Genomic DNA, 13,431 nt, shown 5'->3' on the forward strand with positions numbered 1-13,431 from the left:
TCCGCCGTTCACTCCGGGATCTTGAGCACCACTACGGCGATGTCGTCGCAGGGCAGGCCGGACTGGAAGGCCACCACCTCGTCCGTCAGGTGCCCGGCGATGCCCGCCGCGTCCGCGTCCCGGCAGGCGCTGAGCGCCTGCTCCATCCTCTCCTCGCCGAACAGCTCGTCGCCGGCCCGTCCTTCGATGACGCCGTCGGTGTAGAAGACGACGGTGTCCCCCGGGGCGAGGTCGACGGCGACGTCGTGGAGGTCCACGGCCTCCAGGATCCCCAGCACGGTCCCGGGCCGGCCGACCAGGCCGAGCCGCCCCTCGCGGGAGATGTGGACGGCGGGCGGGTGACCGCCCAGGGAGAGGGTGAGGCGGAAGCGGTCGTGCGCGTCCCGGTGCACCTGCGCGTAGACGGCCGTCAGGAACCGGTCCGTCTGCTCGCCGAGCAGCACCTCGTTGAGGGTGGCGAGGACCGCCGAGGGCCTGCTGTCCCGCAGGGGCGCGGCCCGGAGGGTGTAGCGGGCCAGGCTGGTGACGACGGCCGCCTCCACCCCCTTGCCGCACACGTCTCCGAGGGTGAGCGCCCAGCCGTCCACGATCTCGTACATGTCGTAGAAGTCGCCGCCGACCTCGTCGCCCTGTCCGGCCGGCCGGTAGGTCCCGGCCACGTCCATGCCGGGGACGCGGGGCAGCGCCGGCGGGATGAAGCTCCGCTGCAGGGTCCGGGCGAGGTCGGTCGCCTGCCGCTGGGACCGTTCCGCCCGCTGCCGGGCCCGCAGGAGCTCGCGCTCGTAGTCCCGGCGGTCGCTGGCGGCGACGACGCCGATCCAGATCTGCTCCGGCCGGGTGGGGGTCCGCTCCCGCATCACCGCGTTGAGCAGGACCGGGACCCGGTGCCCGTCGACGCGTCTCAGGTCGACCGCGACCTCCCTGACCACCGCCTGCAACGCCAGCAGCGGGGCGAAGTGCGTCTCGTAGAAGATGCGGTCGCCGACCGCCAGCAGGTCGTGGATCCGGTACCGGCCGACCAGCTCGTCCCTGCGGTATCCCGTCAGGGCGAGCATCGTACGGTTGACCCTGGTAATCGTGCCGTCGCCCCGCGTGGTGAGATAGCCGCACGGAGCGTCCTCGTACAGCTCCTCCAGCTCCTCCACCGCGCCCCGGGTCGTCCGCGCGTCATCACGGGTGGCCATGGACCTCCGCCCGGAGGAAAGCCTTGATCGCGGCGATGGTCTCCTCGGGGGCGCTCAGATTGGGGCAGTGTCCCGTCGCCCGCATCAGCGTCAGCTCACTGCCGGGGATCGCGCGGTGGACGTAGTGGCCCACCTGCGTCGGGGCGAGCGCGTCCTTCGAGCACTGCAGGATCAGCGAGGGCACGGTCACCTTCGGGAGATCGTCCCGGTTGTCGGACAGGAACGTCGTCCTGGCGAACTGCTTGGCGATCTCCGGGTCGGTACGGCAGAAGCTGTTGGTCAGCTCCTCCCCCAGCTCCGGGCGGTCCGGATTTTCCATGATCATCGGAGCCATCTGGCTCGACCACCCCAGGTAGTTGCTGTCGAGCGAGGCGATGAGCTCCTCGATGTCGGCGCCGCTGAACCCGCCGACGTAGTCGCCGTCGTCGATGTAGCGGGGTGAGGGCGCCACCAGGATCAGCCGGGCGAACCGGCGGGGTTCGCGGATGGCCGCCAGCACGCCGACCATCGCGCTGACCGAGTGCCCGACGAAGACGGCCCCGGTGAGGTCCAGCTCGTCGCAGACGTCGAGGACGTCCTGCGCGTAGCCGTCGAGCGACATGTAGCGCTCGGCGGAGTAGGCGGACATCTCCGAGCGGCCGGCTCCGACGTAGTCGAACAGGACGACCTCGTACTCGTCCTCGAAGGCCGGGGCCACGTATCGCCACATGGCCTGGTCACAGCCGAACCCGTGGGAGAAGACCATGGGCCTGCCGCCCCTGCGGCCGGTGACCTTGATGTTGTTGCGGGCCATGATGTCCATTGCCTGACTTTAGCCATCACACGATAAATAACGACAAAAGCCTCAGCAAGGGCGGATATAAATTCTCAACATCACAAAATTGCCGTAAAGCGAAAAATAGCGTCAAACCTGAGGATAAGCCTTATTTACCACCGTTTTCCAGGGGCCGGCAGGACGGCCCTCGGCACCGCGGGAGGCACCGGAGCGGCGGCCGGAGAGGTCATGCCCAGGTCATGCCCGCTCCGGCACGTCGCCGGCCGCCCGCCCCGCACCTTCCCGGGGGCACCGCCGGGCCTCACATGTTGATCATGTGGCCCGCCAGGCCGTGGATCGCCTCCTTGACCGCCTCGCCGAGCGTGGGATGGGCGTGCACGTTACGCGCGACCTCGTGGACCGTCAGGTCCCACTGCTGGGCCAGCGTCAGCTCGGGCAGCAGCTCGGTGACCTCCGGCCCGATCAGGTGGGCGCCGATCAGCTCTCCGTGCTCGCCATCACTGACGATCTTGACGAACCCGGCGACGTCCCCCAGCCCGTGGGCCTTGCCGTTGGCGGTGAAGGGGAACTTGACCACCTTGACGTCGAAGCCCTGCTCGCGGGCCTGCGCCTCGGTGAAGCCGAAGCTGGCGATCTGCGGCTGGCAGTACGTCGCCCGCGGGATCATCACGTAGTCGAGCTCCATCGTCTCCTCGTCGGCGATGGTCTCCGCGGCGATGATCCCCATGGACTCGGCCGCGTGCGCGAGCATCAGCTTGGCGGTCACGTCGCCGATGGCGAAGATGTGCGGCACGCTCGTACGGCACCGGCCGTCGACGTCGATGGCGCCCCGGTCGGTCAGCTTGACGCCCGTGCTCTCCAGCCCGTAACCGGTGACGCGCGGCTGGAAGCCGATCGCCTGCATCACCTTGTCGGTCTCGAGGACCTGCTGCCGCCCGTCGCGCGAGACCGTCACCCGCACCTTGTCGCCGGAGTCGTCGATGGACTCCACCCGGGTCGAGGTCAGCACCTCGATGCCGAGCCGCTTGTAGCGCCGCGCGAGCTCCGCCGAGACCTCCTCGTCCTCCAGGGGGACGACGCGGTCGAGGAACTCCACGATCGTCACCTTGACGCCGTAGTTGTGCAGCACGTAGGCGAACTCGACCCCGATCGCGCCCGCACCCGCGATGACGATGCTCCCGGGGAGCTCGTCGCTCAGGATCTGCTCCTCATAGGTCACGACCCGGTCCGTCACCGACGTCCCCGGCAGCAGCTTCGTGGTCGCGCCCGCGGCGATGATGCAGTGGTCGAACGTCACCGTCTGGGCACTGCCGTCCCGGCCGGCCACCTGCAGCGTGTTGGCGTCGACGAAGGTGCCGCGGCCGTCGTATTCGGTGATGCCGTTCTTCTTCATCAGGTAGTGCACGCCCTTGACGCGCCCGTCGGCGACCTTGCGGCTGCGGTTGAAGGCCTCCGTGTAGTCGAAGGTGACCTGGCCCTCGACGCGGATGCCGTACGTCTTGGCCTCGTGCGTGAACAGGTGGGCGAGCTCGGCGTTGCGCAGCAGCGCCTTGGAGGGGATGCATCCCACGTTGAGACAGACGCCACCCCAGTAGCGCTCCTCGACGATGGCGGTGCTGAGTCCCAGCTGGGCCGCTCGGACGGCGGCCGTGTATCCACCCGGGCCCGCGCCGAGGACGACGACGTCATAGTGAGTGCTCATGCATCGGACGATATTGAATGGGGGGCCGGCCACTCCACAGGGGGTGGCCGTCGACCCGCCGGGAGGACGCGCCGCGGCGCGGCGGCGTCATCCCTCCCGGATCGCGTACGTCAGGACCCGCTCGCTGAGCAGCTCCTCGATGACGCCGAGGAAGTCCAGCACGGCCTCGGCGATGGCGTCGGGCTCCTCCCCCGTGACGGTGCGCCTGCCGATCTCGCCGAGGACCTGCGCGTGGACCCAGCCGATCTGCGCGGCGACGAGCCTGGGCAGCGGATCGCCGGGCGCGGCCTCCGTCTCCTCGGCGAGCACGTCGGCCAGGGCGGCGGTCATCCGCCAGGCCAGTCCCTCCAGCCGGGCGACGAGGGTGGGGGCGGCCCGCATCATCTCGAGGAAGCGCCCGAACCCCTCGGTCAGGCCGAGGTTGCGGTCGCGGCGGAGCAGCTCCTGCCGGAGGTGTCCGAGCACCGCCGCCGCGGCGGAGCAGCCGGCCTCCCGGGCCCGGACGATGTCCGCCAGCCGCCGGCCGGAGACCTCGTCGGGGGGCAGGACCAGGTCTTCCTTGGCCTCGAAGTAGTTGTAGAGGGTGTTGACCGAGACCTCCGCCGCCGCGGCGACCTCGGCGATGGTGACCTGGTCGAAACCGCGTTCCACGAACAGCTCGGTGGCCACCGTGGTGATGTGCCGCCGGGTCCGGCGCTTCTTGCGCTCCCGCAGCCCCTCGGGGGCACCGGCTCCGGCCGGGACGGAATCGATCACGATCGGTAATTTTACTTCACTGCAAACTTGGAGTCAGCTTCACGTTGGCCGCCCACGCGACGCCGACGCCCCGCCGGGGTGTCGCGGCGTACGCGCTCGGCCCCGAGGCCGTCAGCCTCCCGCGAGGGGCGGCCCGCCGCGGCGCAGGAGCGCGAGCAGGCGGGGCAGCGGTATCGCGTGCAGGGTCCGCCCGCCCATGCCCGTCATGGTCGTCGCGGTGAACAGCGAGTTCAGTACGGCCTCCTCGACGGCGTCGAGTGCTGCCTCGAACAGCGGGCTCAACGCCGCGTCCCGGGGCGGGGCGCCGTCGGACCGGACCGAGAAGGCGATGCCGTAGTCCCCGCTGCCATGGCTGTAGGAGGCGCCGACCCGGCCCAGCCCGAACACCGCGCGCCGCGCCAGGCGGGTGAGCTGGCGGGCGTCGAGGGGCGCGTCGGTCGCGACGACGACCATGCATGACCCCACCTCCGGAGTGTCGGATCCGGTCAGCCCCAGGGACGCCGGTGTGACGGTGGAGCCCAGGACGCGCAGCGTGCCGCCGAAGTTCGCCTGCACCAGCACACCGAGGGTGACCGGCCCGCCCGCCAGGTCGAGCACCCGGGAGGCGGTGCCGACGCCCGCCTTGAACCCCAGGGCTCCGGTGCCGGTGCCCGCTCCGACGCACCCCTCCGCCACCGGCCCCGGCGCGGCGCCGTGGACGGCCTCCAGCACCTGCTCCTCACCGACCGGGCGGGCCCGGATGTCGGAGAGGTATCCGTCGTTGCACTCCCCCACCACCGGGTTGAAGGTCCGCACGTCCGCGCAGTCCGGCCGGGCCAGCATCCAGCTCACCACCGCGTCGGCCGCGCGGAAGGCCGACAGCGTCGCGGTGAGCACGACGGGCGCCTCGATCAGCCCGAGCTCGGCCAGTTGGGTGGCGCCGACCAGCTTGCCGTGGCCGTTGCCGGCGAACAGACCCGCCGGCAGCGGCGCGTGCGGGGCGACGCCGTCGGGGACGATCGCGGTCACGCCGGTGCGGATGTCGGGCTCCCGCAGGACGGTGCAGTGCCCGACGCGTACGCCGGGCACGTCGGTGATGGCGTTGTGCTCTCCCGGCTCATGCTCGCCGATCACGATCCCGAGATCACGCGCGCGTCGACCGCGCCCCATCGCGTTCATTGGTCACCTTCCGTCAGCGGCACCGGGCCGGGCCCGGTCAGCACAGGGCCGAGCATGATCCTCCCCTAACGTGGTCCGGCGCCGGCACCGCGGAGCGCCCCGGCCGCCTCCACCGGCGACCGGTCAGTAACTGCGCGGGCCACGGCCGCCGAACAGGGATCCGATCACCTCGTCGACGCGGCTGAGGATCCCGGAGTCCCCACCACCGACGCCGGAGTCCTTGCGGCCGGGAGGCCGGACGGTGGTCCCGGAGGACACCCGGTCGCCGGTGCGGTCGCCCCCGTAGTACCAGCCGTAGGAGCCCCGGCCGGACTCGTCGTCGCCGGCCCGGCACCTGTCGTCGTCGACGACCCGGTAGCCGCCGTCGGCCCCGAGCGAGGCCAGATCCACGCAGTGGGCCGAGCTCTCCCGGCGGCCGCCGTCCTCAGGGCGCCACGCCGACCAGAAGCTCACGCCCAGCACGGAGACCAGGACGACGATGATCAGGACGGCGGCGAGCCTGCCCGTGCAGCCGGACGGTTCCGCGGACGGCTGCGGACCGTCCACGGGATCGGACAACCGTCTGGGCGCATACGGCTCGTCTGCCTGAGTCATCATCGCTTCCCTGCTGCTGTGCGGGCGTCACGAGCCCGCGCCGTCCGGTGACCGGTGTCCGCTCCGGCGGCGTCTCCGCCACCGGCCGAACTCTCCTGGCTGGGACTTGTCGCTTACTTGTGGGCGGTTGAGACGGCGGCGGATCCCCCATGCCGTCTGGCCGGAACTTTTCGCGTATTGGCCATCGGGCCATTTCCGGCCGCCGTCCGTCCTCGGCTGGGACGTCTCCGGCGTCGTCGAGTCCACCGGGTTCGGGACGGCGCTCTACGGGGTGCCGTCAAGAACGGGGTGCCGTCAAGGGTCGTGTCACGGATACAGGCGATCAGGTTGACCCCGGTGACAGCTGCGTCGCGCCTCCTGACGCCGGCGGGGCGTGCGGCTTGATGCCGGGGCAGGACGGGCACGCCTCCGTCAGTCGAGGTCGAGGTCGAGGTCGAGGTCGCGGAGTTCGGCGCGGGTGGAGATCCCGAGTTTGGGGAACGCCCGGTACAGGTGCGAGCCCACCGTGCGCGGGCTGAGGTGCATCCGGTCACCGATTTCGCGGTTACTCAGCCCCTTTGCGGCGAGCCTGGACACTTCCAGTTCCTGCAGGCTGAGCAGGGCGGCGACCGGCCGGCCCGGGCGCGGCAGGGTGCCGCCGGCCGCACGGAGCCGGGCGAGTGCACGCCGTGCCCAAGGTTGCGCCCCGAGCGTGTCGAAGGTCTCGCTCGCGGCCCTGAGCATCGGCTGGGCCTCGGTTCTGCGGTGGTTGCGGTGCAGCCACTCGCCGTACAGGAGTTCGGTCCGGGCCCGGTCGAAGGGGCGCTGATCGAGCCCGCAGTTCGCCAGCGCGCTCCGGTAGTGCGATTCGGCGTGGGCGCCGTCCGAGAGCATCGCGTGGGAGCGATGCTTGCCGCTCCGGGCCATGGGCCCGCCGATATCACCGGTCCGAGGCTCCATGGCCTCGACGATCCGCCGGGCCGTCTCCGGATCCCCGGCGCGTACAGCGGCCTCGACCAGGTCCGGGAGCATCGTGAGCGCGACGAAGTCATTGGAGTGGGGCGAACCCCGCTCGAACAGGCGCGTCAGCTCCGCGAACGCCTCCGCTGACGAGCCCTCCCCCAGTGCCAGCAGCCCCAGCGCGCCGGTCGCCGTCGCAGCGGCGATGCGCTCGCGCAGCGGGAACGCGATCTCCAGTGCCTGCCGGGCATACCGGCGGCAGGCCGCGGCCTCGCCACGCACGGCGGCGAACCGGGCCGACTGGGCGAGGAAGTTGGCCGTCCGGCCCCGCTGGCCGGTCTCGTAACTGAAGCGGAGTCCTTCCTCGGCATGCGCGGTCCCCTCCGCCCAGTGCCCGAGCCGGAACTCGATGTCGGCCTGGTAGAACAGCACCTCGGTGAGCAGCGCGGCGGAGCCTTCGGCGCGGACCCGGCGGCCGGTGGCTTCGGCGAGCCGGAGGGCCTGGTGGTCGTCGGGCCCCATCCAGCCGATCACGGTCGCCCACATCCACTGCCGCTCATCGCCGCCGCCTCGGCCCCGAGGCAGGGCGCCTGGCAGTTCCCACAGCTCGGCCCCGGTGATGGCGCCCTCGAAGCCGCCGAGGAGACCCGCGGCGGCGCGGAGCGTCGCCGGTGAGCAGTCCAGGCCGGTGATGCGCCGGGTCGCCAGCAGCGTCGCCTCCATGTCTCCGGCGTGCAACGCCGATCCGGCCGCGAGCAGGAGGATCCAGGCGGCCTCCTCGGGCTCGGCCGACGACATGAGCTCGGCGCACCGCATCAGGTGTGAGTAGGCGATCGCCGGGTCCCCGCCGTACAGCTCGATGGTCCCGTTGAGCTGGGCCAGCGTCACGGCGGGCACGGGCTCGGCCATGACCTGGTCGACGAGCGTCCTGGCCAGGCCGGGCCGGCCCGCGTCCAGCGCCACGAAGGCGGCGGTCACCGTCCTCTGGCGGCGATCGGCGGGCGACTCGCTGAGCCGCGCGGCATGCTGCAGGACGGAGATCGCCGCCGCCGCGCCGCCGCGCCGCCGGGCGGCGTCGGCGCTGTGCTCCAACTCGGCGGCGATCCTCTCGTCCGGTGCGGTCGTGGCCACGGCGCGGTGCCAGATCGCCTGGTCGTCCTTTCCGGTCGCGCTCAGGTGCGCGGCGATGGCCAGGTGCGTGGCGCGGCGGTGGTCGAAAGGCGCGTCCGCGTAAACGGCGGAGCGGATCAGCGGGTGCCGGAAGCGGATCTCGATCCCGTTGAGTTCCACCAATCCCGACCGCTCGGCCGGGTCCAGCGCGTCGGCCGGCAGGCCGAGCCGGGCGGCGGCCCCGAGCACGGTGCCGGCGTCCCCGGTCTCCTCGGCCGCCGCCACCAGCAGTACCGCGCGAGCGTCCGCCGACAGGCCTTCGACCTGGCGCAGGAACGCCGCCCGGACTCTGGCGCTTACGGGCAGGGTTCCGGTCATGGCGAGGTCGGGCATGGCACGATCGGGTCCGTCGAGCCGGGCCAGCTCGATCAGGGCGAGCGGGTTGCCGCCGGTCGCCGTGATGAGGGCATCGCGTTGGCGCGCGGGCAGCGTCCAGCCGTGCGCGTCGAGCAGCCGCGCGGCGTCCTCCGGCGGCAGCCCGTACAGCACCAGTTCGGACAGCCCGGCCGTGTTGACCGGCAGCGGCTCGGGTTCGCGTACGGCGAGCAGCATCGCGACGGGCTCGTCGGCCAGCCGGCGGGCGGCGAACAGCAGGGCGGCGGCCGAGGCGCGGTCCAGCCACTGCACGTCGTCGACGGTGACCAGCAGCGGGCGCTCCGCCGCCACCGCCGCGAGCAGCGTGAGCACCGCCGCAGAGACCAAGAAGTCCGAGACCGGGAAGTCCGGGGCCGCGGAGTCGGTGAGGCCGAGCGCTCCGCGCAGCGCCTCGGCCTGGGCGCCGGGCAGCGCGTCAAGGTGATCGAGCACCGGCCGGAGCAGTCCGAGCAGCCCGCTGAACGCGTGCTCGACCTCGGACTCGACGCCGGCGCACGCGAGCACCCGCATGGGCCCGGAGGTCGCCGCGCTCTCGGCGGCATGGCGCAGCAGCGAACTCTTGCCGATGCCCGCCTCGCCGCGCAGGACCAGCGCCCCGCTGCGTCCGCCTCGCGCGTCGGCGAGCAGCCGGGCGATGGTCTCTCGTTCCCGGTGCCGGCCGTGCATCACTTTCCCCGTCTCCGCCGGGGGTGTCCCGGGCGACTGCAGTCGGTTCGACTCTGGCCTCGGATCCGCCGGCCCGCGAGGCTGGCCGCAATGGGCGGGCTGTGCGCGCCTGCCGCGACTTCGGTGAGGAGACCTTCTGTGGCCACGACGTTGATGGGACCGGGTTCGGCGCCCGGCGAGGACGGGGCGGGGACGCCGCCTCCGCACCCGGCGGCGCGGTCACGGCGTCGGCGCCAGCTCCGCTGGATCATTCCGCTGTCCGTCGTGATGCTCGCGTTCGTGGTGTACTCGGTGCCGCCGTACCTCACCTTCGACCCGGCGCAATCACGGGTTGAGCTGTCCGATTCGCCGCCATTTTTCTACTCCCTGCTCGTGGCGCACATCATCTTCGGCACGGTGGCCCTGCTGGCCGGGTGCTTCCAGGTGTGGCCGTGGTTCCGCCGCTCCTACCCCAGGGCTCACCGCTGGATGGGGCGGGCGTATTTCTTCCTCGGCGTGTTCCCCGCCGGCATCACCGTTCTCGGAGTCGCCCCGTTCGGCCACACGGGGTTCGGCGGAAACACCGGGAACACCATGCTGGGCGTGGTGTGGCTGGTCACCGGTATCGCCGGGTGGCGGATGGCGCGGCAGCGACGGTTCCCCGAGCACCGCAGGTGGATGATCCGCAGCTACGCGCTGACCACGTCCATCGTGGCGAGCCGGCTGTGGGCCGGGGTGCTGCTCGCCGTCCAGCTGCCGCGGCTCGACAGCGCCTACGGCGGCGACCAGCAAGCGATGATCGAGGTGATCGGTTCCGCCGGCGTATGGCTCAGCTGGGTCGTCAACCTGCTGATCGCGGAATGGTGGCTGGAATACACGGACCACACCGGCAAGCCCAAGTCCCGCAGACGTCCGCGGGTCCGCGCCGCCTCCGCGTCCACGGCCGCCTCCGGGGCAGGACGGCCCGCCGGCTGAGCCGGGCGTCGTGATCGGCGATCCGGTTGGCGGCCGACCTCCGGATCCGGCCACCGGCGGCACGTGAGCGGTCGACCGGGAGGTCACCTCGCTCGTGAACGGGATGACAGGGCGGCCGACGCCGTGGACGCCCGCGGACAGGCGGAGGCCGCCGGGAAGGCCCGCCGAACGGCGGCTCAGGACTGCTCCATCCGTACGGCCACGCCGTCGAGGATCAGCTCCAACCCGAGTGAGAAGTCCGCGTCGGCGACCGTCTCGTCGGGGGTGTTCGACGGCGGCGTCTCGAACAGTGTCGAGGAGAACAGCCGGGCCGTCTCGGGGAAGCGCTCGGGGTCGACGAGCCGCACCAGCGCGCGGGCCTGGTCATGCTCGGCGTCGGCCTGCCCCTGACCTTCGGCTCTGCTCTCGGCGAGGTCGCTGTGCTGCCGCACGGACTGGAGCACGTAGCCGCCGATCAGCGACAGGACGCCGACCTTGTGCGCCCAGTCGAGGCGGGTGCGGGACATGATCGCCAGCGCGGCCTCCATCCACGCGATCCGGTTCGGTCCGGAAGGCGGTCCGGAGACGGGCACGCGCGTCAGCCACGGCCGGCGCTGGAACACCGCGCGCTGCGCGGAGGCCCACCTGCGCAGCCCTTCGCGCCAGTCGCCGGTGCCCATGTCCGGCGGCATGCCCAGGGCGTAGTCGGTCATGAGCGTGAGCAGCTCCTCCTTGGATCCGACGTGCCTGTAGAGCGACATCCCCGTGAAGCCGAGGCTCTTGGCGACCTTGGGAATCGTCACGCCGCCGAGCCCGTCGCAGTCAGCGATCTCCACCGCCGTGGCGACGACCAGGTCGACGTCGAGGGCCGCGGGCCGCCCGAGACGCGAGGACTCCGTCATCCTCCACAGCCGGCGCAGCGCCGCCGGAACGAAGTTCTCGCTGGTCATGGCTCCCTCGTTCACTCCAGGAATTCAGTCCCATCATGCCAGGGCCCTCATTAATATACCTGTGATACTTTCTCTGTGAAACTAACGCCTGCATCTCAGGAGAGACACGAACATGAGCATTCACACCGCACCGCGGACATCGAGAGGTCCGGTGCGGCGCGCCGAACGCGCCCTCGCACCGGACCTGGCCCGGGGCGCGATGTTGCTGATCATCGCGCTGGCCAACGTCGCCGGAGTCGTCTTCGCCGGCGAGCCCGGCCTCGACGCCACCCCGGACGGCGTCGACCGCGGCTTGAACTTCCTGCTCTTCGAACTCGTCCACGCCCGCGGGTACCCGGTCTTCGCCGTGATGTTCGGCTACGGTCTCGTCCAGCTCGCCCGCCGCCAGGACGCCTCCGGGGCCACGCCGGAGCAGGTTCGCTCGGTGCTGATGCGCCGCAACCTCTGGCTCGTCGCCTTCGGATCCGTACACGCCGCGTTGCTGTACTACGGTGACTTCCTCGGCGCGTACGGGATCGTCGGGATCGCGATGACCCTGGTACTGCTACGTCGCGGCGACAAGTTCCACCGGACCGTGCTGGTGCTCTGGGCGCTGTACGCGGTCGAGATCCTGGTCCTCGGTGTCATCGTGCTGAGCGGCGCCCTCGGAGGTCAGGGCGGGTCGGCCCCGCTGCCGACGGGCCACGTCGACTCCCTCGCCGCAGCCGGATACTTCGCGTCCATGCTGGATCGCCTCGCCGAATGGCCGATGCACACGCTGACCGTCCTGCCCTTCATCCTCATCGCCTGGCTGGGCATGTGGGCCGCCCGCCGGCGCATCCTCGAAGAGCCCGCCCGCCACAAGACCCTGCTCGCCTGGACCGCCGTCCTCGGACTCGGCGTCGCCGTCGCCGGAGGTCTCCCGGCCGCCCTGGTCAGCGCTGGATGGCTGCACGTCGACGAGTCGGCCGCCCGTCTGATGTTGCTGCTCCATGGCGGCAGCGGCATGTTCGCCGGACCGGGGTACGTGGCCGTCTTCGGCCTGATCGTCATGCGGATCACCCGGCCCGGCCCCGTTGTCGGCGCGCTCTCGGCCCTGGGCCGGCGTTCCCTGTCGGGATACCTGTTCCAGTCGGTGGCCTGGCTCGTCCTCCTGGCGCCCTTCACGCTCGACCTCGGCGACCGTTTCGACAGCCCCACAGTGGCCGGCCTGGTCATCGCGGTGGCCGTCTGGCTCGCGACCGTCCTGATCGCCCGCCTGCTCGACAAGCGTCATCAGGCTGGTCCCGCCGAGATCGCCCTGCGCCGCCTGACCTACGGGCCTCGGGCATAGCCGGGGTGTCGGCCACGGCGCACGGGCTCGGCGAGACGGGCCGCACCACCGGCAAGATCGTGCTCACCGCGGAAGTCCCCGCGGGACGGTAGGACCCGTGCCGGCCGGCGACAGACCGGAAGGGCGGGTCACGCGCCCGTCCGGGGGGCCGGGGGCCTCGGCGGCGGCGGCGAGCGGCGCGGCCCGCCTCGCCGGGTCCGGCGTATTCCGGTTGACACCACTCTGGTTGTAGTACTACGGTGTGAATCACTACAGGCGAAGTACTACAAACGGAGTAATAGCATGCGGAAGCTGATCTACTATGTCGCCGTCACCATCGACGGCTGCATCGCCGGCCCCGGCGGCGAGTTCGACTTCTACCCGCTGGCCGACGACATGGCGGCGTGGATGAACACCGAATACCCGGAGACCGTTCCCGGCCACATACGCGCCCAGATCGGCCTCGACGCGCCGAACCGGCGTTTCGACACGCTGCTGATGGGCCGCGGCACCTACCAACCGGCCCTCGACGCCGGTGTCACCAGCCCCTACCCGCACCTGAAGCAGTACGTCATCTCGACCACGATCCCCGAGATCGCCGATCCCGCGCTGGAGCTGGTCTCCGGCGACCCCGTCGGGCTGGTGCGCCGGCTGAAGCGGGAGGAGGGCCTGGACATCTGGCTGTGCGGGGGCGGGAAGCTGGCCGGCGCCCTGCTCCCGGAGATCGACGAGCTGATCGTCAAGAGTTACCCCGTGGTCGCGGGCGCCGGCCTCCCCGCCTTCGCCGGAGAGTTCCGCCCCACACCCTTCACCCCGACCCGGAGCCGGTCCTTCAGCAACGGCGCCACCGTCACGTGGTACGGCAGGGCGTGAACCCCGGACGGCCCTCCCGCCGGGAGGCGACGGCCCGGCGCTCGCCATGACGCCGGGCCCGCAGC

The 13,431-nt window shown here is 71.6% G+C and carries 11 protein-coding genes; 3 read left to right on the forward strand and 8 right to left on the reverse strand.

All coding sequences use genetic code 11. The features are described from left to right. Positions 1 to 8: 8 nt before the first annotated feature. The 7 genes from ACZ6R6_RS04625 to ACZ6R6_RS04655 all read right to left on the reverse strand — a co-directional run bounded on the left by ACZ6R6_RS04625 (position 9) and on the right by ACZ6R6_RS04655 (position 9,319). Entirely contained in the window at positions 9 to 1,184 is a 1,176-nt protein-coding gene (locus ACZ6R6_RS04625; RefSeq protein ID WP_470090174.1) for a PP2C family protein-serine/threonine phosphatase, read from the reverse strand. Next, positions 1,171 to 1,986 (reverse strand): alpha/beta fold hydrolase, encoded by an 816-nt coding sequence (locus ACZ6R6_RS04630; RefSeq protein ID WP_470090176.1) that lies wholly within the window; start codon positions 1,984 to 1,986, stop codon positions 1,171 to 1,173. Before ACZ6R6_RS04630 ends, ACZ6R6_RS04625 begins: the two co-directional genes overlap by 14 nt. Positions 1,987 to 2,260: 274 nt before the next feature. Then, positions 2,261 to 3,661: a dihydrolipoyl dehydrogenase gene (lpdA, locus tag ACZ6R6_RS04635; RefSeq protein ID WP_470090177.1), complete on the reverse strand. Its 1,401-nt coding sequence runs from the start codon at positions 3,659 to 3,661 to the stop codon at positions 2,261 to 2,263. An 87-nt stretch (positions 3,662 to 3,748) separates the two neighbouring features. Continuing rightward, positions 3,749 to 4,417, reverse strand: coding sequence for a TetR/AcrR family transcriptional regulator (locus ACZ6R6_RS04640; RefSeq protein WP_470090178.1), 669 nt, complete (start codon positions 4,415 to 4,417; stop codon positions 3,749 to 3,751). Between the two features lie 111 nt (positions 4,418 to 4,528). Continuing rightward, the gene (locus ACZ6R6_RS04645; RefSeq protein WP_470090179.1) at positions 4,529 to 5,530 is read right to left on the reverse strand and encodes a P1 family peptidase; all 1,002 of its coding nucleotides are present in this window, start codon (positions 5,528 to 5,530) and stop codon (positions 4,529 to 4,531) included. A gap of 168 nt (positions 5,531 to 5,698) precedes the next feature. Beyond that, positions 5,699 to 6,172 carry a hypothetical protein gene (locus ACZ6R6_RS04650; protein ID WP_470090181.1) on the reverse strand — a complete coding sequence of 158 codons (474 nt, stop codon included), beginning with the start codon at positions 6,170 to 6,172 and terminating at the stop codon, positions 5,699 to 5,701. A 408-nt stretch (positions 6,173 to 6,580) separates the two neighbouring features. Further along, complete coding sequence (locus ACZ6R6_RS04655; protein ID WP_470090183.1) at positions 6,581 to 9,319, reverse strand: helix-turn-helix transcriptional regulator; 2,739 nt, start codon at positions 9,317 to 9,319, stop codon at positions 6,581 to 6,583. A 138-nt stretch (positions 9,320 to 9,457) separates the two neighbouring features. Between ACZ6R6_RS04655 and ACZ6R6_RS04660 the strand changes: the two genes are divergently transcribed. Next, positions 9,458 to 10,273, forward strand: a complete 816-nt coding sequence (locus ACZ6R6_RS04660) for a DUF2306 domain-containing protein (protein ID WP_470090184.1) — start codon at positions 9,458 to 9,460, stop codon at positions 10,271 to 10,273. Between the two features lie 176 nt (positions 10,274 to 10,449). Here the strand turns inward: ACZ6R6_RS04660 and ACZ6R6_RS04665 are convergent, their stop codons facing one another. Beyond that, positions 10,450 to 11,202, reverse strand: a complete 753-nt coding sequence (locus ACZ6R6_RS04665; RefSeq protein ID WP_470090186.1) for a TetR/AcrR family transcriptional regulator — start codon at positions 11,200 to 11,202, stop codon at positions 10,450 to 10,452. A gap of 112 nt (positions 11,203 to 11,314) precedes the next feature. Here ACZ6R6_RS04665 and ACZ6R6_RS04670 point away from each other — a divergent pair, with 112 nt between their 5' ends. Then, on the forward strand, positions 11,315 to 12,514 hold the full coding sequence (locus tag ACZ6R6_RS04670; RefSeq protein WP_470090187.1) for a DUF418 domain-containing protein: 1,200 nt from the start codon (positions 11,315 to 11,317) through the stop codon (positions 12,512 to 12,514). 282 nt (positions 12,515 to 12,796) lie between these two features. Further along, positions 12,797 to 13,366, forward strand: a complete 570-nt coding sequence (locus tag ACZ6R6_RS04675; protein WP_470090189.1) for a dihydrofolate reductase family protein — start codon at positions 12,797 to 12,799, stop codon at positions 13,364 to 13,366. Positions 13,367 to 13,431: the final 65 nt, after the last annotated feature.

The sequence above is a fragment of the Streptosporangium sp. NPDC048886 genome, from assembly GCF_055586905.1.

Coding starts and splice junctions, on each gene's coding strand:
- lpdA (WP_470090177.1), bottom strand. CDS start 3,661: ATGAGCACTCACTATGACGTCGTCGTCCTCGGCGCGGGCCCGGGTGGA.
- ACZ6R6_RS04650 (WP_470090181.1), bottom strand. CDS start 6,172: ATGATGACTCAGGCAGACGAGCCGTATGCGCCCAGACGGTTGTCCGAT.
- ACZ6R6_RS04670 (WP_470090187.1), top strand. CDS start 11,315: ATGAGCATTCACACCGCACCGCGGACATCGAGAGGTCCGGTGCGGCGC.
- ACZ6R6_RS04630 (WP_470090176.1), bottom strand. CDS start 1,986: ATGGACATCATGGCCCGCAACAACATCAAGGTCACCGGCCGCAGGGGC.
- ACZ6R6_RS04675 (WP_470090189.1), top strand. CDS start 12,797: ATGCGGAAGCTGATCTACTATGTCGCCGTCACCATCGACGGCTGCATC.
- ACZ6R6_RS04655 (WP_470090183.1), bottom strand. CDS start 9,319: ATGCACGGCCGGCACCGGGAACGAGAGACCATCGCCCGGCTGCTCGCC.
- ACZ6R6_RS04625 (WP_470090174.1), bottom strand. CDS start 1,184: ATGGCCACCCGTGATGACGCGCGGACGACCCGGGGCGCGGTGGAGGAG.
- ACZ6R6_RS04665 (WP_470090186.1), bottom strand. CDS start 11,202: ATGACCAGCGAGAACTTCGTTCCGGCGGCGCTGCGCCGGCTGTGGAGG.